General features: G+C 37.7%; 24 protein-coding genes and 1 riboswitch. Of the genes, 2 read left to right on the top strand and 22 right to left on the bottom strand.

Annotation, left to right across the window (positions count from 1 at the left end):
* Nucleotides 1-48: 48 nt before the first annotated feature.
* Nucleotides 49-879, top strand: a complete 831-nt coding sequence (locus GKP30_RS11230; protein WP_216829535.1) for an ion transporter — start codon at nt 49-51, stop codon at nt 877-879.
* A 21-nt stretch (nt 880-900) separates the two neighbouring features.
* Here GKP30_RS11230 and GKP30_RS11225 read toward each other — a convergent pair whose 3' ends face one another.
* From GKP30_RS11225 to GKP30_RS11200, 6 genes are all read right to left on the bottom strand, one after another.
* Complete coding sequence (locus GKP30_RS11225; RefSeq protein WP_216829534.1) at nt 901-1,179, bottom strand: amphi-Trp domain-containing protein; 279 nt, start codon at nt 1,177-1,179, stop codon at nt 901-903.
* Between the two features lie 176 nt (nt 1,180-1,355).
* Nucleotides 1,356-3,641, bottom strand: a complete 2,286-nt coding sequence (locus GKP30_RS23510; RefSeq protein ID WP_236035035.1) for a M14 family zinc carboxypeptidase — start codon at nt 3,639-3,641, stop codon at nt 1,356-1,358.
* 431 nt (nt 3,642-4,072) lie between these two features.
* A complete protein-coding gene (locus GKP30_RS11215; protein WP_216829533.1) occupies nt 4,073-5,443 on the bottom strand; it encodes an aspartate kinase in 1,371 nt (456 codons plus the stop codon).
* A gap of 400 nt (nt 5,444-5,843) precedes the next feature.
* Nucleotides 5,844-7,007: an 8-amino-7-oxononanoate synthase gene (gene bioF / locus GKP30_RS11210; RefSeq protein WP_216829532.1), complete on the bottom strand. Its 1,164-nt coding sequence runs from the start codon at nt 7,005-7,007 to the stop codon at nt 5,844-5,846.
* 11 nt (nt 7,008-7,018) lie between these two features.
* A complete protein-coding gene (locus GKP30_RS11205) occupies nt 7,019-7,774 on the bottom strand; it encodes a 6-carboxyhexanoate--CoA ligase (RefSeq protein ID WP_216829531.1) in 756 nt (251 codons plus the stop codon).
* Nucleotides 7,755-8,249 carry a hypothetical protein gene (locus GKP30_RS11200; RefSeq protein WP_216829530.1) on the bottom strand — a complete coding sequence of 165 codons (495 nt, stop codon included), beginning with the start codon at nt 8,247-8,249 and terminating at the stop codon, nt 7,755-7,757. Before GKP30_RS11200 ends, GKP30_RS11205 begins: the two co-directional genes overlap by 20 nt.
* A gap of 154 nt (nt 8,250-8,403) precedes the next feature.
* Nucleotides 8,404-8,515: riboswitch (TPP riboswitch) on the top strand.
* 197 nt (nt 8,516-8,712) lie between these two features.
* Here GKP30_RS11200 and thiC point away from each other — a divergent pair.
* Nucleotides 8,713-10,467, top strand: coding sequence for a phosphomethylpyrimidine synthase ThiC (gene thiC, locus GKP30_RS11195; RefSeq protein ID WP_216829529.1), 1,755 nt, complete (start codon nt 8,713-8,715; stop codon nt 10,465-10,467).
* Between the two features lie 92 nt (nt 10,468-10,559).
* On the opposite strand, the gene GKP30_RS11190 is transcribed toward thiC, so the two are convergent.
* From GKP30_RS11190 to GKP30_RS11115, 16 genes are all read right to left on the bottom strand, one after another.
* On the bottom strand, nt 10,560-10,898 hold the full coding sequence (locus GKP30_RS11190) for a hypothetical protein (RefSeq protein WP_216829528.1): 339 nt from the start codon (nt 10,896-10,898) through the stop codon (nt 10,560-10,562).
* Between the two features lie 84 nt (nt 10,899-10,982).
* Complete coding sequence (locus GKP30_RS11185; RefSeq protein ID WP_216829527.1) at nt 10,983-11,996, bottom strand: ABC transporter substrate-binding protein; 1,014 nt, start codon at nt 11,994-11,996, stop codon at nt 10,983-10,985.
* On the bottom strand, nt 11,983-13,083 hold the full coding sequence (locus GKP30_RS11180) for a methyltransferase domain-containing protein (RefSeq protein WP_216829526.1): 1,101 nt from the start codon (nt 13,081-13,083) through the stop codon (nt 11,983-11,985). The genes GKP30_RS11185 and GKP30_RS11180 overlap by 14 nt, the downstream gene beginning before the upstream one ends.
* Before the next feature lie 186 nt (nt 13,084-13,269).
* Nucleotides 13,270-14,055, bottom strand: a complete 786-nt coding sequence (locus GKP30_RS11175) for a heme ABC transporter ATP-binding protein (RefSeq protein WP_328703143.1) — start codon at nt 14,053-14,055, stop codon at nt 13,270-13,272.
* A complete protein-coding gene (locus GKP30_RS11170; protein WP_236035042.1) occupies nt 14,055-15,053 on the bottom strand; it encodes a FecCD family ABC transporter permease in 999 nt (332 codons plus the stop codon). The genes GKP30_RS11175 and GKP30_RS11170 overlap by 1 nt, the downstream gene beginning before the upstream one ends.
* Nucleotides 15,054-15,359: 306 nt before the next feature.
* Nucleotides 15,360-16,124, bottom strand: a complete 765-nt coding sequence (gene cobA / locus GKP30_RS11165) for a uroporphyrinogen-III C-methyltransferase (RefSeq protein ID WP_216829524.1) — start codon at nt 16,122-16,124, stop codon at nt 15,360-15,362.
* A 13-nt stretch (nt 16,125-16,137) separates the two neighbouring features.
* Nucleotides 16,138-17,211, bottom strand: coding sequence for a nicotinate-nucleotide--dimethylbenzimidazole phosphoribosyltransferase (gene cobT, locus GKP30_RS11160; RefSeq protein ID WP_216829523.1), 1,074 nt, complete (start codon nt 17,209-17,211; stop codon nt 16,138-16,140).
* The gene (locus GKP30_RS11155; RefSeq protein ID WP_216829522.1) at nt 17,208-18,593 is read right to left on the bottom strand and encodes a cobyrinate a,c-diamide synthase; all 1,386 of its coding nucleotides are present in this window, start codon (nt 18,591-18,593) and stop codon (nt 17,208-17,210) included. The genes cobT and GKP30_RS11155 overlap by 4 nt, the downstream gene beginning before the upstream one ends.
* A 12-nt stretch (nt 18,594-18,605) precedes the next feature.
* The gene (locus GKP30_RS11150; RefSeq protein ID WP_216829521.1) at nt 18,606-19,685 is read right to left on the bottom strand and encodes a cobalt-precorrin 5A hydrolase; all 1,080 of its coding nucleotides are present in this window, start codon (nt 19,683-19,685) and stop codon (nt 18,606-18,608) included.
* Nucleotides 19,678-20,469, bottom strand: a complete 792-nt coding sequence (gene cobM, locus GKP30_RS11145) for a precorrin-4 C(11)-methyltransferase (RefSeq protein WP_236035034.1) — start codon at nt 20,467-20,469, stop codon at nt 19,678-19,680. The genes GKP30_RS11150 and cobM overlap by 8 nt, the downstream gene beginning before the upstream one ends.
* Before the next feature lie 12 nt (nt 20,470-20,481).
* Nucleotides 20,482-21,189 carry a precorrin-2 C(20)-methyltransferase gene (gene cobI / locus GKP30_RS11140; protein ID WP_216829519.1) on the bottom strand — a complete coding sequence of 236 codons (708 nt, stop codon included), beginning with the start codon at nt 21,187-21,189 and terminating at the stop codon, nt 20,482-20,484.
* The gene (gene cbiE / locus GKP30_RS11135) at nt 21,190-22,398 is read right to left on the bottom strand and encodes a precorrin-6y C5,15-methyltransferase (decarboxylating) subunit CbiE (protein WP_216829518.1); all 1,209 of its coding nucleotides are present in this window, start codon (nt 22,396-22,398) and stop codon (nt 21,190-21,192) included.
* Nucleotides 22,383-23,495 (bottom strand): cobalt-precorrin-5B (C(1))-methyltransferase, encoded by a 1,113-nt coding sequence (locus tag GKP30_RS11130; protein WP_216829517.1) that lies wholly within the window; start codon nt 23,493-23,495, stop codon nt 22,383-22,385. The genes cbiE and GKP30_RS11130 overlap by 16 nt, the downstream gene beginning before the upstream one ends.
* Before the next feature lie 3 nt (nt 23,496-23,498).
* Nucleotides 23,499-24,149: a precorrin-8X methylmutase gene (locus GKP30_RS11125; protein ID WP_216829516.1), complete on the bottom strand. Its 651-nt coding sequence runs from the start codon at nt 24,147-24,149 to the stop codon at nt 23,499-23,501.
* Nucleotides 24,150-24,920: a precorrin-6A reductase gene (gene cobK, locus GKP30_RS11120; RefSeq protein WP_216829515.1), complete on the bottom strand. Its 771-nt coding sequence runs from the start codon at nt 24,918-24,920 to the stop codon at nt 24,150-24,152.
* Between the two features lie 8 nt (nt 24,921-24,928).
* Nucleotides 24,929-25,813: a sirohydrochlorin chelatase gene (locus GKP30_RS11115; protein WP_216829514.1), complete on the bottom strand. Its 885-nt coding sequence runs from the start codon at nt 25,811-25,813 to the stop codon at nt 24,929-24,931.
* Nucleotides 25,814-25,836: the final 23 nt, after the last annotated feature.

Below are 25,836 nucleotides of genomic sequence, written 5' to 3'. Positions count from 1 at the left end.
CAACAATTAGTAGAAAAAAGCTAATAAAGAAGGTTTTGGAGGAGAGAAATGGCGTCACAACAAGCAAAAGAGAAAAAACAACCGAATCGCATTTCAGAGTATTGTGCAAAAATCGTTGATCATAAAGCTTTTACAACAACGATTATTACATTCATTATCATTAACGCCATTGTTGTAGGGATTGAAACGTATCCGAATGTATATCAAACGTATACTAGCTGGTTTTACTATGCTGACATTACGCTCCTATGGATTTTTACTATTGAAATAGCAATGCGAATGATTGCTGCACGTCCAACTCACAGTTTCTTTAAGAGTAGCTGGAACTGGTTTGATTTCCTAATTGTTGCAGCAGGACATATATTTGTTGGAGCACATTTCATTACTGTTTTACGAATTTTACGTGTTCTTAGGGTCTTACGTGCCATTTCTGTTATCCCTTCATTAAGAAAACTAGTCGATGCTCTATTATTAACCATCCCAGCATTAGGCAATATTATGATCTTAATGAGCATTATCTTTTATATATTTGCCGTTACTGGAACCATGTTATTCGCAGATGTAGCGCCAGAGTACTTTGGCAACTTGCAATTATCCTTGCTAACCTTATTCCAAGTCGTCACACTCGAGTCATGGGCAAGTGGGGTTATGCGCCCAATCTTTGCGGAAGTCGCTTGGTCTTGGATTTACTTTGTCCTTTTCATTCTTGTCGGAACCTTTATCGTTTTTAACTTATTTATCGGGGTCATCGTAAGTAATGTAGAAAAAACGAATAGAGATGAAAATGATGATGAGGCTGATATGAAAAATGAGGTTCGTGAACTTCGTAAAGAAATTGCTGAACTAAAAAATATGATGATTAAAATGAACAAAAGCTGAGGAACTTCCTCAGCTGTTTCTTTATTTGATACCCATTTTATTAGGACCTGTTTCTCCTTCAATCCAGTCAAACTCGATTTCAAAGGAGTGCTTGTCCCCTTTAGTTGAGTATTCATACTCTACCTTTAAACGTTGAGATGGTTTAACTTGCACCTCTTCTTCTCCTTGCATAAAAACAAACTGACCTTCTTCCCTTAGCTTTTTAGCAATCGTTTCTAATACTTCAGCAAACTCATTAATCCCTTGTTGTTCTTTATGTTTAAAAATAATTTGAGTTGGAATTTTCCCCGCTTCATTCATTTTTATATCCCCCTTTTATTATACTTATCATTATTATAAGCTACTTTCTATCTCTCTTATGTGAACGATATTTGTCAACCCCCCCAGTGACGAAGTCATTGAAGTATTCCTCAAAAAAAAACAGCCCATAAGCCAGAAAGTCTGACTCATAGGCTGGTGAAATGTTTAATTTGTATTTATGAAGCTTTTTTTTGTGCGGCAGACTTCAGCTCAACAGGGACGGAGAATTTATGAGCATTATTTCCGTCTTCGAACTCGATTAAGATGGTATAATTACCTGCACCAAGTTCTAACGCTCTTGTGTTAATATTAACCATATATTCGCCACTTTCTTCAGTTTGTCTAACAGCATTTGCGCCCTTACCTTCTGCATATGTTTTGACAATGTTTGTACCATCTAATACGCTGACCTTTACATGACTCTTAGCTTCAGGAACTCCTTCCGCATTAAAAGTCGCAAACTTGAAAGGAATCGTTGCATTAGTATTCCAAGTTAATTTATTAGCTCCCAATGCTTTTGCTACAGGTTGTAGTTCAATATTTAGCGTTTTAATTTCTTGGAAATTCTTAATTTCTACTTCAAAAGTTTGTGTATGGTAGCCTTCAGCCGTAACCGTGACAGTGTATGGAGGTGTGTCTAGCTCTGGTTGTTCACTTGGAACCACATTCCATTCAAAATCTCCATTGACATCAATCGTTGCGCTATGTGATTCTGTTAAGGCGTCACCGTTTCTAATTCCTACTAAAGGAACCGTATAGTCAACATCCATTTGTAAACTCGCTTCAACAGGGTTTCCAGTAGTTTGATCAATAACTGTTCCTACAATTTTACTTGCATATTCTTCAGCTTTTTCAATATTGTAAAGGAATGGCGGTAAATTCATTTCCCATAACTGTTTATAGCTTTCTCTAACGTCATCTCCATATTTAATAACTGCTTCTTCCGTTGCGCCATTGTTCAATTGCGAGAGAATCTCTAAACCATCAGCTCTTGTAATGCCAATAACAGGGATACCCACCCCTTCACTTCCTAACGTTCCAGACACAGTCCCTGATGCGTTGTTATAAATAATCACTCCAACTGCTCCTGCAGCTTCAGCATTTTCTGCTTTTTCTCTAAACGTTCCATCTCCACGTTCAATTAAGGCGATGTTTCCTTCCACTTCAGCAGGGAAGTCCTCTGAAGTTAATCCTTTCCCAGCATGAACAATTTGCCCTTTTGTACCTTCAAAACCAACAGAAAATGTAAATGTGTTAAAGTTAAACGAACCATTTTCACCCCAATTAATTTCAGTGCTACGGTACCCCTCATATGGTGGAATAAATTCCTTTCCATATTCGTATGTGAAAGCAATTCCCCGAGTTATACCATATACCCAGTCTACTGTGTCTCCATGTGTAGGGTAGAGATCAATCGCTCGAATGTCAGCATAACCATTCCACTGTGCCATATCATTTGCCATCCCTGCGATAAAGGCATCTGCTGATCGAAGTGCCGTTCCTGCATGACCCCAAGGATAGAGGATTAGCTCACTATACGTATGACCTGTAATCGTTGTCATAATATTACGACTTAAAAAGAAATCACGGATTGCTTCCGTTTCTGGCTCACTAGCTGGAGCTGGACCGCGATAAGTAAATGAATTGGGATCCCCACTGGACCCACTTCCACCCCATTTGTATGAATTATTTCTATTTAAATCAACACCAAGTGTACCATCACCGTTTTGACTAAGGTTTTTTCGCCACATTCTATATTCACCACTTCGTGAATAGTGGAATCCGTCTGGATTTACCATAGGGATGATCCAAGTACGAATATTGTCTACAATATGTGAAACTTGCTCATCTTTTCCATAGTTATCTACAAGGTACCATGCTAAATCCATTGCTAGCTCACCTGATGGCCACTCACGAGCATGCACGCTGGCCATATGTACAGACTCTGGTTTTCCATCGTTAATACCAGGAGTTGTACTAATTTCAATCGCATGAATTGGGTCACCTTTTACAGAATGACCGATCACTTCTACATTTACTAGATTAGGATACTTCTTTTCAATTTCTTCAATTTCATTGAAGAAATCAGCTAAAGTTCGATAATCTGTTCGTTCTGTTGCAGATTGAATAGAGAAGATCTCATTTTTTTGTAGATCAGACTGAACAGGAGTATTCAAGTCATCAACTAAAATATCATATTCGTATCCTTCAGCTTGTAAATACTCATTTTCATAACTTCCTAGCACAATAGTTACTTCTTTATTTACACTATCCATATCAACTACATCTAATCCAGAATCTACTAAAACTTTCATTTCTTCTAGGGAATCGACTTTTACTATAACAAGTGGAACGACTTCCTTATTTCCAGCTGCACGATCTTTAGCCGCAAGAATAGAACTTGGAACAATGGTTGTGATAAAGAGTACTAAAACTATTAATAAAATAAACCATTTTTTCAACTTCTTCACCTCTTTAACGTATTTAAAAAACAAACCCAAAGTTAAGTTACCGCCGTTCCTTCCTTCCTTGTATATTTTGAGTTCAGAAGTATAGTAGCATAGTGAATAAAGTAAATAAATGAAAAATATGGAAAATAAGTAAAATAATACATTGGATACACTTTGTTTTTTTTGTTTTTCTTAATATTCGGAACTTTTTAACTACGATAAAACATAAATTAGGCAAATACTCATATCATATTTAGTGGAGAAACATAGTAACGATATAACCTATTATTAGTTCTCTTAAAAAGTAATGTGACGTGTTAGTATGCTATTTTTCTTTTCGTAAATATGATTATTTAACTGTTCTGAAAATAGAAAAGCACACCACTATATGCAAGTGATGTACTAAACTACTAATATTAGATTATTTTCATAAACTTAAATGGTTATTCTATCGACTCGTCTGCTGCCCCAAAAAATTCATCATATAGTGCACGAACCGCTTTTTCTTCATCTTCCTGGCGAATTCCAAATACTAAACTTACTTCAGAAGAACCTTGGTTAATCATCTCAATATTAACATTTGCATTGGCAAGAGCATTTGTTGCACGTGCTGACAGACCGATCGTATTGTGCATCCCTTCACCAACCATCATAATCATTGAGAAATCACGCTCTACATAGACATCATCAACTTCTAACTCTTCCCTAATACGAGTAATGATACGATCTTCTTTTTCTCCATCTAATTGACACTGCTTCAAAATTACAGACGTGTCGTCAATTCCAGAAGGGATATGTTCATACGAAATGCCTTCCTCTTCAATAATTTGAAGTAGTCTACGACCAAAGCCGATTTCACGGTGCATTAAGTATTTTCGAACGTAAAGCGTACAGAACTCTGAATCACTCGCAATTCCAATCACTGGGTTTAATACGCAAGCGCGTTCAGCCATGATCATCGTTCCTCGTGCTTCAGGATTATTCGTGTTTTTAATGCAAACAGGAATAGACTGACGGAATGCAGGCATAAGCGCCTCATCATGAAATACTGAAAAACCTGCATATGATAATTCACGCATTTCACGATACGTCATTTTTTTAATGTTCACAGGGTTTTCAACGATCTTTGGATTAGCAGCAAATACCGAATCAACATCAGTGAAATTCTCATATAAATCTGCCTTCACTCCTGCAGCTAAAATGGATCCTGTGATATCCGATCCACCTCGAGGAAAAGTAACTAAAGTTCCTTCTTTTGAGTAGCCAAAAAATCCTGGAAAAACAATCACACCTGGACGTTCTCTTAATTGAAATAAGTTATCATAGCTCTCTGGAAGCACTTGCGCGTTCCCAGGCTCATCACTTACTAATAGGCCAGCTTCTTTTGGACTTACATATTGGGCCTCAATTCCAATACTTTGAAAGTATGCTGCAATTAGTTTAGCGTTATTGTCTTCTCCACTTGCTTTCATTTGGTCAATAAACTTACCTTCATGTGATGGATCAAAAGTAACTCTTGCTTGTAAATCCTCTTTAATTGTTTCAATAATATCTCCCGATAAATTAAGATCTAATGCAATTTCTTCATAACGCCCCACGACAGCCCGTAAAGCATTATCAACGTCTCCTTTTTGTGATACGGCTTCGGCTAACTGTATAAGTAAATCCGTAACCTTTGTATCTGTTGCTTCCCTCTTACCAGGCGCTGAAACGACTACAAATTTTCTTTCTTCGTTCTCGGCAATAATTGATGCAACTTTACGAATTTGCTCTGCGTTCGCCACTGATGTCCCACCGAATTTCGCTACTCTCATCTCGTTTCTCCAACTCCTATAAAGTTTTTTTCTGTTCCCTTAATATTTCAATAATTCATAATTTATCATAGCCCCTACCTGTTTGCAAAGTTGAATAAATTGGATATTGTAGGCTATGTATGGATATAACTCCAACTGGTCTAATCAACCTGCACATCCTCCTCATTCACCCTAATCGATAGAAAACCCTCCCAAATGTAAAGATTTTAATGCGACAGTAATGCTTTAGAGTGATAAAGTATATAATTTACAACATATATTCTTCATTGATTCGCCAAAATCCTTTAAAATTCGAGTGTGTTAAAAAAAGTTCTATTAATGTTAACAAAATGCTATAGTCATTCTTTAAAAATAGAACATTTTAATCGCGCAGAAAAAGCTGACTTATAAAATTGTCAGCTTAAATTATTCCAAGATCCATTCCTATTCTCTCGGTTGTATCAATTAATAATTTAATTTGTTTTTCTGTATGTGTAGCCATAACTGTAAAGCGTATTCTGCTTTTTCCAATTGGAACAGTTGGAGGCCGGATTGCTGGTGCGAAAAAACCTTCATTTTTTAATTCATTTGCAAATTTTACAGCCAGATCTGGCTCTCCAATAAGTAAAGCAACAATTGGTGTTTCACCATCAATAATGGTAAACCCTGTCTTTTTTAATCCGTCTCGAAGCATCCTCGATAATTGTAATAACCTTTTTCTACGATCTGGTTCGGTCCTTATTATTTCTAAGGCTTGCAATGAGGCCCCAACGACTGGAGGTGATAATGCTGTTTGAAAGATGAATGGACGAGCCTTATTTACTAAGTAACTAATTACTTCATTAGAGGCTGCCACAAACCCTCCTTCACTACCAAAGGCTTTACTTAATGTTCCTACTTGTATCTGAACTTTATGTTGTAAGTTGAAAAGTTCGATCACTCCTGCACCAGATGAACCTAATACACCTGAACCATGTGCATCATCAACCATTACCCAAGCACCGTACTTTTCGGCCAATTGAACAATTTCAGGAAGCGGCGCGATGTTCCCGTCCATACTAAATACACCATCAGTAACGATTAGCTTTCTACGGTAATTGCCATAAGTAACTAACTTTTCTTCCAAATCTTTAGTGGAACAATGTTTATAAACGACAGTTTTTCCCCTACTCAACTTACAACCATCAATAATGCTTGCATGATTTAACTCATCACTAAAGATAATATCTTCTTTTCCAATAAGACCAGATAGGACTCCAAGATTGGCTAAATAACCACTGCTAAATAATAAGCTTGCATCTGTCTTTTTCCATTTGGCTATCTCTTTTTCAAGTTGATAATGGATTTCTAGATTTCCTGTCGTTAGCCGTGCACCACCAGCACCTGTTCCAAACTTTTCGATCATCTCTACAGCTGCTTGTTTAACTTTCTCATCTGTACTAAGGCCGAGATAATTATTTGAGGAAAATAAAAGAGTTGGACTTGCATTTACAGTTGTCACTGGTTGGTTCACACCTGTTACTTTTAATGTTCTCTTTAAATGCTCTTTTTCTAAAATCGCTAACTCGTCGCTTAAACCGTACATAAGAGCCCCCTTCAATCAGTTTTTAATATGACAGCTTGTCTAGATAAATAATTGACATAGTCACTAAGATCAACTTGGTCGTCAATAAAGAAAATTCTCCCGCCGGTTGCAGATCCACTTTCTTTAAAAGGTGATAATCGCACATATCCTATTTTTGAACTGGACACGTACCCAGTTATATAACTTGGATCATCAGACCAGCACAATTCAGCAACACTATATTGGGATGCACTTACTTTAGATGCTAAGGCTACAGCTTCTTTTATTCGGTCCGAGCTCAGGTGATACAGACCACTCCATTTTTCAAATGTTCCCAATTCCCAATCTACTCTCGAAACCCGTACATACGATTTATCTTCAAAAAATAGAAGTTCACCTGTTTGGCTGTGCATTATATAAGCTCCAGGTACAACTTTTCCACTAGCTAAAATCTGTAATCCTTTTTCAATTGCAGATTCTGATACATTACACTTTTGCAATAATTCTTTAGCTTTAAAATAGGTTTCTCTTACTGACTTACATTCAAAAGATGTTGGAGTTAGAGGGGGTATATGAGAAACTTTCTCCTTCAATCTATCAATAGTTATTTGAAGAAAATCTGGTTCTCCTCGTTCATGATTAAAAGCTCGATTTATTAAGTTTCTCATCGTTCTTTCAATCTCTTGTTCTAGTACTATACTTTCAGCACCAGATATATGTGTTCCACCTTCTTCATGTGATCCATTCTCAGCAGCTCTCATACGAATACTAAACATTTCTTTGGACATGGTGAACACCTCTCATTTCTTTTACTTTTACGAGCATTTTATAAAGTGGCCAAGAAGCTATAGCTGTAAGAACCATACCAGGTAAAGCACTTAATAATAACGGGAAAAACGGAACACCAATTGTAAATGAGAGAACATATCGAGCTACAAAGGAACCGATTGGCCCTGCAACTGTAATTACTAGAAAGCGAGGACCAAGTAGAGCAATTAATCCACCCGCAACTATACGGAAAACCATAGAAATTTCAACGTTTAGTAGATTATGTATGCCCAATAAGAATAATATTATTGAAGCAATTAGCCCCGCACTAATATAACGCCAAAAACCAAATGCCCCAGCAATAGCTACAGCAATAGGTGCTGAAAGCTGGAATTCTGCACCCGGTATCCCCGTTGGTACCTTAAAAGTTCCAGTAACCGCGATTAGCGCCGCTAAAAGCCCAATTAATGTAATATCATTTGTCCGTATTTTCAATTTATCACCCCTTTATTGTCAACTGTTATTTTTTTATAGTTAACATTCTAAAGCTATGATGTATCTAGGTCAATACAAATTATTCCATCGAAACTTTAACTTTTTACAAAAAACTATTTAATTAATATGAAATATATGGTAAGTTAATAGTACAACTGAAGAAAACGGGAGCTCCACAGTAAGGGGCTGAGAGGACAACTAATACTGTTGTCGACCGTGAACCTGATCTAGGTAATGCTAGCGGAGGGATTTTGTAGAATACTTATGTCCATTCGACCGCTTTCTAGCGGTCTTTTATTTTTATAGTGCAAATTCAAGGTCATTATTCAGAATAAATGCATAAATGACTAATTAATTATTTGTTACTGCTATAAAAATGGATTTTATTCTTATATTGTCATTCCCCTCCTCCATGATCGGTTCTATCACCAGGAACTTATATCAAATTTAGGAGGATTTTTTAATGTCGATTCTTAACCCATTTCCAAACAGTAAGAAAGTTTATGAGAAAAGTAGTACTAGCGCTTCTATCAACGTTCCTTTTCGAGAAATTGAACTAAGTCCAACCTCATTTAACGGAGAGGAAATACCTAATGAACCGTTTAGAGTTTACGATACGACTGGACCTTACACAGACTCTACCTACCATGCAGATGTCAGAAAAGGACTACCTGAATTACGTAAACAATGGATTTTAGATCGTGAAGACGTTGAATATTATGAAGGTCGTGTTATAAAGCCTGAGGATAACGGCTTTATTGATATTGAGAAAACAAAAGCTGTAGAAGTATTTGATACTACAAAAAGAAAACCATTACGAGCGAAACAAGGAAAAAATGTAACCCAACTTCACTATGCTAAAAAAGGAATTATTACGCCTGAAATGGAATTCATTGCAATTCGTGAAGGGTTAGAGCCAGAGTTCGTACGATCAGAAGTAGCGAGTGGAAGAGCGATTATTCCATCTAATATTAATCATCCAGAAAGTGAACCCATGATTATCGGGCGTAATTTCCATGTGAAAATTAATGCTAATATTGGGAACTCTGCAGTGAGCTCATCTATTGAAGAAGAAGTTGAAAAAATGACTTGGGCGATTCGTTGGGGTGCCGATACAATTATGGACTTATCCACGGGGAAGCATATACATACAACGAGGGAATGGATTATACGAAACAGTCCCGTACCAGTGGGTACAGTTCCTATTTACCAAGCACTTGAAAAAGTAAATGGAGTAGCAGAAGACTTAACATGGGAAGTTTATCGGGATACATTAATAGAACAAGCCGAGCAAGGCGTCGATTATTTCACAATCCATGCGGGCGTTCTACTACGGTATGTTCCACTTACAGCAAATCGCTTAACAGGTATTGTTTCTAGAGGAGGCTCCATTATGGCCGCATGGTGCCTTGCCCACCATAAAGAAAACTTCCTATATACTCATTTCGCAGAGATTTGTGAAATTATGAAAGCGTACGATATTTCCTTCTCATTAGGAGATGGATTACGACCTGGTTCTATTGCTGATGCTAATGATGAATCTCAATTTGCTGAACTTGAAACTTTAGGAGAACTAACGAGAATTGCTTGGGAGCATGATGTTCAAGTAATGGTCGAGGGCCCTGGACATGTGCCTATGCACAAAATTAAAGAAAATATGGATAAACAACTAGAAATCTGCCATGAGGCACCTTTCTATACACTAGGTCCACTAACTACTGATATCGCACCAGGCTATGACCATATTACTTCAGCGATCGGCGCGGCAATGATAGCTTCTTATGGAACTGCGATGCTATGCTATGTAACACCAAAGGAACATTTAGGGTTGCCGAATAAAGACGATGTTCGTGAAGGTGTTGTAACCTATAAACTTGCTGCACACGCTGCTGATTTAGCGAAAGGGCATCCAAATGCACAAAAACGAGATGATGCACTATCAAAGGCTCGCTTTGAATTCCGTTGGCGTGATCAATTTAACTTATCACTTGACCCAGAAAAGGCAATGAGTTTCCATGATGAAACTCTACCAGCAGAAGGTGCCAAAACTGCCCACTTCTGTTCAATGTGCGGCCCTAAGTTTTGCAGTATGAAGATTTCTCAAGATATTCGTCAAACTGCAAAGGAGAAAGGCATCGATGAACACACTTTGCTAAAAGAAGAAATGGAAAAGAAATCTGAAGAATTCAAGGAACAGGGAAGTAAAATATATAGATAATAAGAAGAAGCTAATTCATAGATTTTAATCTATGGATCAGCTTCTTTTTTGTACAAGGTCGGCTAATGTAAAACATTTAAGTCACAGCAATATTATTGCCATTCCCCATCTCGATCCCACTTTCCTGAACGAAGACCAACAGTTTCAAGTAATAGAGAAATTAATGACCTTGGTTCACCTATTAATGAATCTTCTGTACAGCTTGACTCAGGTCTATACTCCATATCAAGCGCATCTTTTAATGTTACTTCCTCTAAAAAGTTGGTAACATCCGCTTCGTTAAAACAAGGAGGGGAAACATATACGTTAAGGGAATGATCAACTATCATTCGGGCATTGGCTGGTGCGACCTCTGTCGTTTTAACAAAAGAGCCAATTAAAGCAAAAAGTATAATAAACACAGAAACCAATATAGAAATTTGTTTGTTCATTTTTTTCATGCCTCTCATCTAGCTAGTATTCTATTATTATTCTAGTACGAATTGATCAGATGAGCAATGAACAACGCTTGAACTTTATTTATATAAGCCGTTTACTAAAATTTCTAAAGCAAATGGAGCTCGAACCCCTTCTGCCGCTGCCGATAATGGAATTATTATGAAGTCTTCATTCTTTATGGCTGTGACATCTTCAAGTGCTGGATGACGCAGTAGTGTTTCTTTTTTCTCTTCAGCCGTCGTTTCACCATAATCAACAATGATGATTACTTCAGGGTCTCTGTCCACTACTTCTTCCCAGCTCACTTCTGCCCAATTTTTTTCGATATCACTAAAGATATTATCTGCTCCCGCTAGTGTAATTAACGAATTTAGGAAGTTTTGTGCCACTGTAAAAGGTGCCGTATCTCCGCTATCAAATACAAATACTCTCTTCTTTTCTGTTACCTCTGGAATGTTTTTTTGAATTTCTGATAGTTCCTCTTCCATCGAAGCAATTAACTGGACTCCTCTTTCTTCAACGTTAAAGATACGTGCTATATTTCGAATATCTGAGTAGATATCATCAATTGTCGGGCCAACTTTACTAGAAGACTCATGTAAGTATGCATTGATGCCAAACTCTTTCAATTGTTCAACAGTGCCAATATTATCCTCGCGAAATGCACTTGCCCAACCTGCATAAGCAAAATCAGGTTCTTCTGCTAAAAACACTTCTTGCGATGGATATTGATCCGAAAGAACAGATATTGATTCATAAGCTTCCTTATATTCTGGTAAAACGGCATCATCTAAATATGCGGTTCCTACCATAAATTCCTCTAATCCAAGAGCTAACATTACTTCAGTTACGTGTTGGTTTAACGTAACCGCACGCTTAGGTGCTTCAGTGAACGCTAACATTTGCTCATTATTTTCGATTTCAAATGCTTCATATTCTTCTTGTTCGACCTTTTCAACTTCTGTAATTTGAGTATTGTTCGTTGCTGTCACCTCTTGGTTTGTTCCCGTACCCTGTCCACACCCAACTAGAACTGTTGATGTGAGTATAAGAGCTGATAAGATCAATTTCATTTTATTAAATTTTCTCATATGAATTCTCCTTCTTTATATATTTAGCAATAATTGTCCAACGGTTACTTGATTGGTTATCTGTTGCGTTCCTTTGGATGGGAAATGGATAACCACCGTTTATCCAAACCTCATCTTTATAAGGTTTTAGATTACGTTTTAGATCATTTTTATTATCATCAAGTGTTTCATCTCTTCTTAATACCGCTTTAGCTCGTTTTGTATCTAAGTGAGGTATTATTGTTGTTGCTGAAATACGTTGATAACTAGTTTGATAGTTTTCAAACATGTCAATTACTTCAAAGCCTTCAGCGTTTAATAGATAGCACATCTCCCTAGGAAGTATTAAACTATATTCCCTGTCTACTTTAAACCGAGAGATTTCATTGTTTTGTTCATATGTTTCATATGTTAACGTTGTGTCAAATGTTTGTCGGGATAAGTGAGTGAGTCCTTCAATCGTTTGATAAATTCGTTTTCTTCCCCATTGTTTACATTGATTGATCTTCCAACATCTATCATTTGGTGGAATGATAAGGTCTACTGCTACTAAGCCACCATCTACTAAATGTTTTTTCACATTTGTCATTACTTGTAGCTGTTCTTTTGGTAACAGAAAATGTTGTAAAAAACCTTCTGTTAGCAAAATATGGCTAAACTTTAAAGAAGAATCGAAATGTAATGCATTCTCCTCTATTAAAGTTAACTTAGACACATCACTTAACCTTTTTCTTTTCTTTGCAGCTATGCCGAGCATATCTTCACTCATATCTAGTCCTGTTACATCAATTCCCTCAATAGCTAATTCATACGCGATTCTGGCAGTCCCCACTCCTAACTCTAATACAGAAGTGTCAGAGAAAGACTTAATCCAATGTTTAAAGAATTTCACACCGCTTTTACCAGTAAAAAGATCGAAATACTCGGCTTCAAGACCAATATAAGGTTGAGTATATTGTCTTTCATGCCGTTCTCCCTGCATCCCACAACGATTGCAAAGAGACCCAGCTAACTGTTCAAAGGGTGTTCCTATTGGAATTCCGTTTTTCGTATCCCCATTTCTTTCCTCATATTGAAATCCACAAAAATTACATTTATATTCGCCCATTCCTTCCTCCTAATTATTCGAAACACCAGATCTTATCTTAATTATGATCCAAACTATGTAGTTTATGATCCAAACTATGTAGTTTATGATCCAAACTTTCGATTTATGGTCCGAACTAGCCAATGTATGATCCAAACTTTCGATTTATGATCTGAACCATGCAGTTTATGATCCAAGCACTCGATTTTAAACAATGGAGTCAGCCTCCATTGTTGAAGTATATAAAACATGAACCTTCTTAGTATTTGGGTGCTTAATAATAGTCGCGTTAACATGGAACACATCGGCTAATAGCTTTTCTGTAAGCACTTGCTCTGGCGACCCTTCCGCAACTATTTGTCCTTCGTTAATAACTAGTAACTTATCGCAATAAGCTGCAGCTAAATTTAAATCATGTAGTGCAGCTAAAGACGTTAGTTTTAACCCTTTCACAACGTCAAGAAGATGTAATTGATGCTGAATATCAAGATGGTTCGTTGGTTCATCTAATATAAATAGTTTTGGTTCCTGCGCAAGAGCTCTAGCAATTAATACCCTTTGCTTTTCTCCGCCTGACAAGTGCGAGAAGCTCCGATTTCGATAATGCTCAATTCCGACTTCATTTAGCGAACGAGTAACGATTTTTTCATCGTAATCATTATCTTTTTCAAAAAATCCCTTATGTGGATGCCTACCCATACGTACAATATCTTCTACCGTAAAATCAAATGGTACGGAACTTTCCTGACCAACAACAGCAACTTTTTGAGCAAAACGACGATTTTTCCACTTTTTTGTGTTCGATTGATTAATGAGTATCGTACCGTTAGAGGGTGCATAAATACGATAAATCGTTTTTAATAATGTTGATTTTCCACTACCATTTGGTCCAATCACCCCAACAAACTCACCATCATTTACATGAAAACTGATATTTTGAATAATAGGATGTTGGTCTATTTTCGTTAATACATTTTGGATTGAAAGCTCCACTACTTTCCACCATCCCCTGTTCCAAAAGAATAGTTACTCCTTCTTAATAACCATATAAAAAACGGACCACCACATATTGCTGTAACAATACCTATTGGTAATTCTTGAGGTGCAACCACAGTTCTAGCAGCAACATCTGCCCAAACAAGAAAAATTGCACCTATTAAACTACTGACAATTAGCACTCTACGATGATCAGAACCAACCATTAACCGGACGATATGTGGTACCATTAATCCGATAAATCCTATCGCACCACTCACAGAGACCATAACTCCAGTTATTAAAGCCGTTAGTAAGATCAAGAATTTCTTAAACACATCAATATTCATACCTAGAGTTGTAGCAGTCGCATCTCCCATCAAAAGTAAATTAAGTGGACGATAAGATAAAACTAAAATAGCTACACCTAATACTAAAGAGAAAAAAGGGACGGGAAGTTGTTCCCATTTGGCACCAGCCAAACTACCCATCATCCAAAACATCGCATCTCTTATTCCTTCTTCTCGTGGAGCGGAGATCACAATATAACTTGTAACGGCAGACAACATCATAGAAACAGCAATTCCTGCTAATAATAGCCGGACGGTAGATATTTTCCCACGGACTTGTGCAAGCATAAAAACAAGTAATACTGATACCAATGCCCCCAAGAAAGCAGCCATTGATAATGCATATTGTCCAAAAAGCTTAAATGCACCAAAGATGATTACTAATGTTGCACCGACAGAAGCACCAGATGATACACCTAGAATAAAAGGATCTGCTAATGAATTACGTACTAAAGCTTGAATTGCAACCCCTACAACTGCTAATCCAGCTCCTACTACAACACCTAGTAAAACCCTTGGGAACCGAATTTCCCATATAATTTGTTCCTGTGATTTTGACCAGTCATGAACAATCACTTCATTTATATATGGAAGTTTAGAAAAGGCTATTTTCCAAACAGTTAATGGTGAGATGGAAACAGGACCAATCATCACAGCTGCTGTCATTGAAGTAATTAGTATGCTCGCTAATACGATAACGAAGAGTAGGTGTGAAAAGGTTATTTTCTTTTTCTTATGTATTAACTTAGGAGAAGTGTCGCTTTTCAAGTCGGTTTGCATCTATCATCCCTCTTTATTAAATCGTAATTATTACGATTTTTGTTATGCACTACTATTCTCATTTGCCAAAACTTTTATTTGTACCAACCCTCTTTGGAAAAGCCTACCTATAAATATATTAAGGTCCACCAAATACAGATACATCCAAAAGAAGTTGTATCTACATTTGGTGGCTGGAAATTTCGAAAATGGTTAAGACACACCTAACGCTTCTTCTCTAAACCACTTGATCTTTTCTCGTAAAGCTACTATTTCACCAACTAGAATAATAGCAGGGTGAGAAATACTAGCTCCTTTAGCCTTTTCTTCAATCGTTTCTAACGTACCTACAACAATCCGTTGTTTTTCTGTTGTCCCCCATTCAATAATAGCTACTGGAGTTGAAACCTTTTTTCCGTGAAGAATTAGCTGATTACAGATTAAAGGCAAATTTTTAACACCCATATAAAAAGCGATCGTATCTATTCCGTTTGCTAATGCACTCCACTTAACTTCATTGTTTTCTTCCCTTTGCAAATGCCCTGTGATCATCGCAAAGCTAGATCCGTAATCACGGTGAGTTACTGGTATACCTGCGTATGCCGGTGCCGCAATTCCAGAGGATACACCTGGAACAATTTCATATGGGATTTTATAGTTTGCTAGAACTTCTGCTTCCTCACCTACTCTACCGAAAACACAAGGATCTCCACCTTTTAGTCTGGTAACCACTTTTCCTTCTTTTGCTTTAGTCACTAGTAATTCATTGATTTGCTCTTGTTTTAACGTATGCTGTTTGGGAAGCTTTCCGCAGTATATAAATTCGGCACTGACATTTGCATAATCAAGTAAAGATGGGTTCGCTAGTCGATCATAAATAATTACATCTGATGTCTTAATACACTCTAAGCCTCGGACCGTAATTAATTTCGGATCTCCTGGTCCCGCTCCAACTAAGTACACCTTTCCACTTTTCATTTCGACCCCGCCTTTACATCGTACTTTCTGTTGCCTCTTTTTTCTTTTCAATCCCTAGGTCAGCAAAAGTTGCCATCTCTGTTAAGATTCTTGTTGCCGCATCTAGTAGAGGATAGGCTAATGCTGCTCCCGTTCCTTCTCCCAATCTCAAATCAAGCGAAAGCAATGGTTTTTTATTTAAGTACTCAAACACAGCCTTATGCCCTGGTTCGACAGATTGGTGGCTTATGATTAAATAGTCCTTAATTGCAGGACACAGTTCATAGGCAACCAATGCCGCTGCAGTCGAAATGAACCCGTCTACAATTACAGGTGTACGATTTGCTGAAGCTTGTAATAAAATTCCCGCCATCGCTGCAATTTCAAGACCCCCAACACAGGCTAACACATGAAGTGCTGATGCTTCGTTTATATTTCGACGTCTAAGTGCTTCTTCAATGATTGCAATTTTATGTTGATGTTCGTCTGCATTAAGACCAGTGCCACAACCAACAACATCTTGTACAGCTACTTTCGTATAAGCTGCAATTAATGCACTGCTAGCTGTTGTATTTCCAATTCCCATTTCTCCAATAATAATTAACTCATGTCCTTGCTTAATTAAGCTTTGTGCGACTTCCATACCTGCTTCAATTGCTTTAACTGCCTCTTGCTCACTCATCGCAGCTTCTGTAAAGAAATTATTTGTGCCGTTTTTCACCTTTTTCTTTACTAAAGAAGGATGATCTAACTCGCCATTAACACCAACATCAACTACGGTTACAGTTGCACCGATTTGTTTTCCGAGAACATTAATCGCTGCACGACCGACGATAAAATTTTGAATCATTAGTTTTGTTACTTCTTGTGGATAAGCTGAAACCCCTTCTTCAACAATACCATGATCTCCAGCACAGACAACTATCGCAGGCTTATTAACAGTTGGTCGTTCTTTCCGAGTAATTCCTGCTAATTGGATAGCCAGCTCTTCTATCCTACCAAGTGCTCCAATTGGCTTAGTTAATTGATCAACATGCTTGCTAACATTTTTCATCACTTGTTCGTCTAGGGGCGTTATTTGCGACAATATTTGATTTATTGAATTCATTTCATACACTTCTCCTTATATTCTAAACATTTATTTACAAAGGACTTAGCTATGTTTGGATTGGAAGCAAAATGAATATGCGTATATCCAGCAACTAAATGGTCAGTTTTATAACCTTCTTCTTTTTCACCACGAAGTGCTTTCACAAAATAAGCTCTATTAAAGTCATTGGTAGCACTTTCAAATGTAGAATAATGGAACTCATGACCACGGGCTTCTTCTTCTTTCTCTAATAGAAACGTCCCATCGATGGCCGTTACTTGTCGGTACCCGAGAGCAGCTAAGCTTTCCTGCATCTGAACTTTTCCAGGTATGACACCAACCATTGGATAAGCTTCTCCTTCACTGTTTGTAATGGAATCAGTTAAGTACATAAACCCTCCACATTCAGCAAAAGTAGGAAGTTCATTTGTAATGGCATCTTTAATATCTTTTCTCGCTTGAGTGTTATCTGATAGTTCTTTGGCGAACTCTTCTGGAAAACCACCACCAATGTACAGACCATCTACCCCAGCTGGTAACGTATCGCCTTTTAAAGGGCTAAAGAAAACTAGCTCTGCGCCTGCTTTTTCCAATAATTTAAAGTTTTCACGATAATAAAAGTTAAATGCAGAGTCATAAGCTACTGCAATTTTAACTTTTGGGTCATCCTCTTCCTGCTTTAAAAACAAGTCGGTTTTTGCTTGAAGTACTGGGCCTTGTTCTGCTATACGGAATAGCTCATCTAAATCGATTCGGTCAGCGACTACTTCCCCAAGTTCATTAAAAAACTCGTCAAGTTCACCTCGTTCGATTGCGGGGATTAACCCTAAATGGCGTTCTGGAATATGGAGGCCATCACCTTTTAATAAGTACCCAACAACCGGAACACCGCACTCTTGTTCAATTGCTGTTTTACAAAGCTCATAATGACCTTTGCTACCAGCTTTGTTTAAAATGACACCAGCAATATTCACATTTGGGTCGAGTAATTGGTATCCTTTAACAATGGCAGCAGCACTTCTAGCCATACTAGCAATATTAACAACTAAGATAACTGGGGCCTGAAGAAGCAGGCTAATCTCCGCTGTACTACCAATATTACTCTTCGGACTTTTCCCATCATAAAAGCCCATAACTCCTTCAATGATAGAGATGTCCGCATCTTCACTTGCATGGACAAAAATGTCATTGACAATATTATGATTAAGCATCCAGCTATCAACATTTCGAGAATACCTGCCTGTCACAGCTGTATGATAACTAGGGTCAATATAATCTGGCCCACACTTAAATCCTTGAACAGTTAAGCCTTTCTTTTTAAAGGCTGCCATTAAGCCAATCGTTAATGTCGTCTTTCCCACTCCACTATTTGTTCCTGCAATTACAATTCTACGTTGCATTATGTCACATCCTTACTTTTTAACAGCAATTGATATCGTTACATTTCCACTTTTCTTTTTTTCTAAAAAAAGCTCATCTACTCCTGCGGCTAGAAGTGCAGCCGGTTCGCTGACACCATAAGCACCTGTAAATTTATACACCGTTTCAGACGGATTTTTTATAGGAACTGCATTTAATTGCTCTGGTGTATAGTAGAGGAACTCCCAGCCAAATTCATCACAAACTTCGATTAACCCTTTTTCATCCTTTTTCAAATCAATGGTTGCAATCGATTTCACCGATTGAATCGAAATGTGTTGCTCATTCAATGTCTCGTTAATGACGTTTATTATTTCCACAGCACTTGTCCCACGATTACAACCAATCCCTAAATAAACAGATTTGGGCCGATATAAAACTCCATTAGCTAACAGCTTTTGCTCTTGCTCTTTTGATAAAATTTTATGGGTAATTACTAACGCTGCATTAAAATCAATACCAGCTGCTTCTTCATACGATTGTACCACTTTCATTTGCTTCGGTAGTGGTCGTTCATGTTTCCACCATGCTTTTTCACCTGATTCTTGCATAATAAGAAGTGGTTCCTCATTTACAACAGCTGCACTTACTGGTGTCACATTTGAAAAGTCTTCAATTACCCAGCCAAATTCTCGTCCAAAAATATCGACTGGGATCGTTTTTTGGACATCAGAAGCTGTAGTAATAACAGGAGTTGCATTAATGTACGAGGCAACTTCACGTGTTAAATCATTCGCCCCGCCAATATGGCCTGAAAGCACACTAATTACAAATTCTCCTTTATCGTCAATCACTACTATTGCAGGATCCGTTTTCTTATCGATTAAAATCGGTGCAATCATTCGCACGACGGCTCCTAATGAAATCACCATAATAATCCCATCGTATCTTTGGAACATATCAGGTAATAAAAGTCGAATCGAACCATCAAATAAGTGAATATTTTTTTCAGGTTCATCACCATGTTCAAACTTTTTCATGTAATACATATCTGCTTTAGGCATTGATGTACTTAATTTTCGGATAAGCTCGACTCCATGCTTAGTTATGGCAACTATTGCAATGTTATCCATTTACTGACTCCCCTTTACGAAAACCGTGGGTAAACGACTTATCATAAAGCTTCGATTCATATTTTCCTTCTTTCGTCAAAAGTTGGTCATTGGCTGCTTTACTAATGATAACCATCGCTTGTTTACGAATTCCTTCGGCTCTCATTGCTTCATCTAATTGACCTAACGTTGTTTTCACAACTTTTTGATCTGGCCATGAGGCACGATAGACAACGACAACTGGATCCGTCTCAAGCCATCCCGCTTCTAGAAACTCTCTAACTACTTTTTTAATTAACGTTGCACTTAGAAACAAACAGGTAGAACTATGATGACTTGCAAGATCTCTTAACTGTTCTTTTTCAGGCATCGGTGTTCGGCCTTCAGCACGAGTTAAAATAACGGTTTGCGTTAATTCAGGAACGGTTAACTCGATTTGGGCTGCAGCTGCAGCTGCAAATACGGAACTAACACCTGGAATAATTTCGTAGACAACATCGGCCGCCTTTAAATAGCGCATCTGTTCTAAGATCGCTCCATATACGGAAGGATCACCTGTATGAACTCGTGCAACACTTCTCCCTTGTTTAACATTCGTGATCATACAGTCAACAAGCTCTTCTAAATTCATACCTGCACTTTTTAAAATTTGTGCGTTTGGTTTTACCACTTCCATAAGCTGTTCGTTCACAAGAGAGTCTGTATATAAAATGACATCCGCTTGCTTTAAAATATTTTGTCCTTTAACTGTTATTAGTTCTGGATCCCCTGGTCCAGCTCCTACAATATAGACTTTAGCTTCCAACAAGCGTTTCACCTACTTTCTTACTAACATTAACGTTAAATATTCTAGTTCAGCATTTTTTAGTTCCCGAACATTTCTCCATATATATTCCTCACCTGATGTTACCTTTGTAACAACTGTCGCTTTATCAATTAAATCTAGCTCCTCTAATAGTTCAATCATCATCGGTAACACTTTGGCTACTTTTATAAACACTAGTCCATCATGATCCTGTAATGCTTTTTTCATTTCATACCGATTGTCAGTTGCTGGGATAATCCCAGTCCAATCATCACCGTCGGCAAGAGGAATACCTAGTCTTGATGCAGCCCCATTAACACTTGATATTCCAGGAATAGACACGATATTAACTTCTGGGTGAAGCTCTTTCATTAATCGGTACATATGAATAAATGTACTGTACAACATCGTGTCACCTTCTGTTACAAAAGCAACATCTTTTCCTTCTTTGACACAATCCCATACTTGATCAACAATCGTGCGCCACTCTCTATCAAGAATTTCTTGGTCTTTAGTCATTGGAAACACGAGACCAAGCATTTCTTTATTTTCAGTATCGATATATTGTTCTACAATTTGGTAAGCATAGCTTTTACTACCTTTTCTCTTCTTCGGGTAAGCAACAACATCTGCTTCTTTAAGCGTCCTATAAGCTTTGATCGTTATTAATTCTGGATCTCCTGGGCCTACTCCAACACCATAAACGGTTCCTGTCGTCATTTATTGATCCTCCTTCTTTATTGCTGTAATAATGTAAATTGGATTTAAACCTTCAAAACGGTTCATATGTAAAATCGGCTTACTTCTTGAAATTTGTACAAGGTTTATCGAAGTCTCAAAACCTAGCTCCTTGAATGTTTCATTGGCTAAGTAAAGCGTTTCTATCGTTGCAGCATTCAAAACGATCCGTCCACCTGAATTAAGACGGGCTGCACATATTTTTAATAATTCTTGCATTTCTCCTCCAGTTCCACCAATAAAAATCGCATCTGGATCTGGAAAATCTTCTAAACCGTCTGGAGCTTTACTACACTTTACCGTGATATCAGTTCTAAATTTCTTCGTATTTTCTAAACAGTTTTCGTAGTCCGCTTGATTTTTTTCAACCGCATAAACTTGACCTTGTCTTGCTATCCTTGCTGCTTCAATCGCTATTGATCCAGTACATGTTCCAATGTCCCAAACAATTGATTTTTCATGTAAATTTAATTCTGCCAAACTAAGCACACGGACTTCTTTTTTTGTAATTAATCCTTTATCTGGTTTTCGTTGTTTGAATTCACCATCAGCTATACCTAGCAACCAACTGGGACTTTCTCCGATTCGCTTCAAGATGACGACATTAAGAGGATGCCCCTCGTAATCAGTCATTTTCTCCAATGACAGCGACACAATGTTTTCATTTTCACCGCCAAGCGCTTCTGCTATAAATGCCTCATATTCTCGTATTCCATAGGATAAAAGATACTTTGCAATTTCAGCAGGAGTGTTTTTTTCATCTGTCAGTAAGCAAACTTTGTCTTTACCATCAATCCTTTGTGCTAAACCTTGGATCTGTCGACCGTGAACACTTATAAATGTGCAATCATGCCAACTCTCTTGAATTTTTGCAAAAGCTTCTTGTACAGAACTAACGTTAGGATAAATATCAATGGGAACTTTTTTTGCTAGATAACTACCAATCCCGTAAAACAACGGGTCTCCAGATGCTACTAAGACACATTGCTTATTCGTAGATTGTAGCAGTTCAACCACTTTTTTTAAGTTTCCTTTTAGTATGATCCTTTCCCCTTTATATTCTGGGAAAAAGCTCTGCTGTCGTTCCCCGCCAATTAAACATTCACTATCATAAATCCACTGTTCATAGATTGGTAATAAACTAGACTTACCTGCATCCGTAATGCCAATAATTTTTATTGGTTGTCCCATTTTACAACCTCACTTCCTAATACTTCTTTTTGCATTGAAATGATATAAACTTCGATGTCTAAACCGCCTCTAATTTCTTTTAAGCTGTTATGAGCTATTAATTGACATAGTTTTGAAAAAAATAGAGGATGTCCATGCTCCACCATCATCGTACCAACTTGAGATGCTGTATTGGCATCGCGAATTTCCTCTAGTAAACTACTAGGTACATCCGCATTTCTTGCGACTTCTGCTAGAAAGTTAAAATCAACTGGTGCGCTTTTTGAATGAACCATCATGACACCTTGTGCAACTTTTGAAAACTTCCCCATCATGCCAACAAGAGTAATTTTCTTTACTTTTTTTGCCTTACACTGCTTTATGGCAAATCCAACAAAATCACCCATTTCAATGAACGCCTCTTCTTTTGCTTCAGGGTGGGCCTCAATGGCAAATTTTTCACTTCGGCCACCGGTCGTTAAAAATAAATGCTCACATCCGTTAGTTACCGCGACTTGAATCGCCTGGGCAATACTCGCTTTAAAGGCTGAGGTAGAAAACGGGACTACGGTTCCTCTCGTCCCTAAAATCGAAATTCCTCCAATAATTCCAAGTCGGCTATTCAATGTTTTTTTGGCAATTTCTTCACCATCAGGAACCGATATAACAATTTGTACACCGCTATTTAGGGGATATTGTTCTAACACTTCTAGAGCAGTTCCCATAATCATTTTCCTTGGAACAGGATTAATGGCAGCTTCACCAACAGCTACAGGTAAACCAGGTTTTGTCACTCTTCCTACCCCAACACCGCCATCAAGGTGAATACCTTCATCACTCGCTAATCGGACCGTCGAAACTATTTGGGCTTGATGTGTAGCGTCTGGATCGTCTCCACCATCCTTAATGACAGAAGCTTGGGCCTCATGTTCAGTAAACATCACTTTTTCCATTTGAAAAGTAACAACATCTCCAATCGGTAATCGAATGGACACCTCTTTTACTTCTCGTTGGTGTAGGAGCGATAGTAGCGCTGCTTTAGTAGCAGCCGTTGCATTAGCACCAGTTGTATACCCATGCCGCATATCCTTCGGGTCTTTTTCAACTTTCTTTCTCATGTTCTACTCCTGCTTTTCAGCCATTATTGATAATGCATTTAACGCAGCGACAGTAACTGGACTTCCTCCTTTACGTCCCATATTCGTAATAAATGGAATATCTAATTTAGCAAGCTCTTCTTTCGATTCAGCAGCTGATACAAAACCGACTGGCATTCCTATAACAAGTCCTGGTCGTGCCTCACCGTTTTTTACCAAACGAATTAATTCGAGTAATGCGGTAGGTGCATTCCCGATCGCAAAAATTCCACCTTCAGCTTCTTTAATGGCTTTTCTAATAGAGATAATTGCTCGTGTTGTATTTAGACGCTTCGCTTCTTCCATAACATCTTTATCTGATATGTAAACATGAACACTTCCACCAAACTTTTCAATTCTAGGCTTACTAATGCCTACTTGAACCATTTGTACATCAGCAACTACTTTCTTCCCTGCTCGAATGGCTTTAATTCCTGCTTGAACTGCATCACGGTGAAATACAACACTACGCCCTAATTCAAAATCAGCAGAAGCATGTATAATACGCTGTACAACTGGATATTGTTCTGCCGTAAAATCGTGTTCACCTAACTCGTCAGTGATCATCTGAAAACTTAACCCTTCGATTTCTTGTGGTTGTACGGTTAATGGTTTAAATTCTGTTTGAAAATCCATTCATAACACCTCAATTTTTTGATTTATCGTTTCTAAAACATCGTAAAAAGATCTACAAACGATGCCGTAATCTATTTTAGGCCTTGTTATCATCACAATTGGTATGTTTAATTCTTTTGCAGCTTCAACCTTTTCGTCCACAGAGCCGACCTTTCCACTTTCTTTTGTGATCATAAGAGTTACATTATATTGCTTAAACAATGCGATGTTTAATTCTTTCGAAAAAGGACCCTGAATCGCTACAATGTTTTTTTGCTCAACGCCTAACTCCTCGCATTTTTCCATGTTATCTTTACGCGGAAGCATCCTTGCAATTAATCGAACCCCTTCGACATTCAACAGGTTCTCTGTAAAAATTTGGAGTGTTTTACTTCCTGTTGTAAGCATAATGTTACCCTTTTTCTCTTTTGCCAATAGTGCTGCTTCTTTATAAGAAGAAACATGCTTAATCTGACTAGTATGACCTTGATACTCTTCTCGTTCATAACGAATATAAGGTGTTTTTGAGATTCGGCTCGCTTCAACTGCATTTTTCGACGCTTCTTCCGCGAATGGATGAGAAGCATCAACAATCATTTGAATGCCCTTATTTTCGATCAACACCGCCATTGCTTCAGCAGTTAATCTTCCAACAACTGTATCAATATTCTCTTTGTGAAGAGAAATGGCTGCGTTATCTGTTACAACCGAAGCAATGATTTCATGACCAGCATCTCTTAGTGTTATCGCTAATTCCCTTGCATCACTTGTCCCAGCTATTACATATATCATCTTTCTTCCTACCTTTGAGTCTCGTGATGATGAGTATGCCCATGATGATGGTCATGGTGGTGGTCATGGTCATGGTGATGGTGTATATCCATATGTTCCAATGCATGAAGCCGATATGAACAAACATCACAATTGAGCTTTGCTTCACCTTGGAATGCTTCTTTTGCCCTTTCAATAAAAATTGTTTTCAGAATAGGGTGGAAACCGAAAAATTCAGTCATCGCAAACTGTAATTCTGGGTACTCGACTTGAAAACTATGAAGCTTTTCAACCATTCGATCCATCAATATTCCTGTAAAGAAAAAATATGGAATAATATAAATGTTCTTTACTCCAAGCTTTATCGACCTAGCAACACCTTCTTCAACTGTAGGTGAAGTTACACCGATAAATGATAGTTCGACATTGACCAGCTCTAATTTTTCAGAAAGTAATCTACCTATCTTGTATAACTCACTATTCGCATCTGCATCACTACTGCCGCGCCCCACTAACAAAATACCGACATCACCTTTTCCTTTCTCATTCGAAAAGCCAACATCATGTAGACGTGATTGTAAAATATCAAACACCTTGTCATGAACACCAATTGGTCTTCCGTAAGTAAATTGAACATGAGGGTACATAGCTTTCGCTTCATCTATTTCAACAGGTATATGAATTTTTGCATGCCCTGCTGAAAAAAACATCATTGGAACGAGTGCAACTTGAGTTGCTCCAAGATCAACACACCGTTTTATCCCTTCTCGTATCGTTGGACTGGAAAATTCTAAAAAGCAAGTTTCAACGATTGGATAAGGTATATCATCTTTCATTGACTCAACAAATTGAAGGAGCTGTTCATTACCTTCGCGCTTTTTCGTACCGTGACCGATAAATAAAATTGCATTCATACCTTTTCCTCCTTTTTATTTAG

This window comes from Alkalihalobacterium elongatum, from assembly GCF_019024285.1.
Classification (GTDB): domain Bacteria; phylum Bacillota; class Bacilli; order Bacillales; family Bacillaceae_F; genus Alkalihalobacterium; species Alkalihalobacterium elongatum.
The sequence above is the reverse complement of the archived record's forward strand: the minus strand, read 5'-3'. Positions and strand labels throughout refer to the sequence as shown.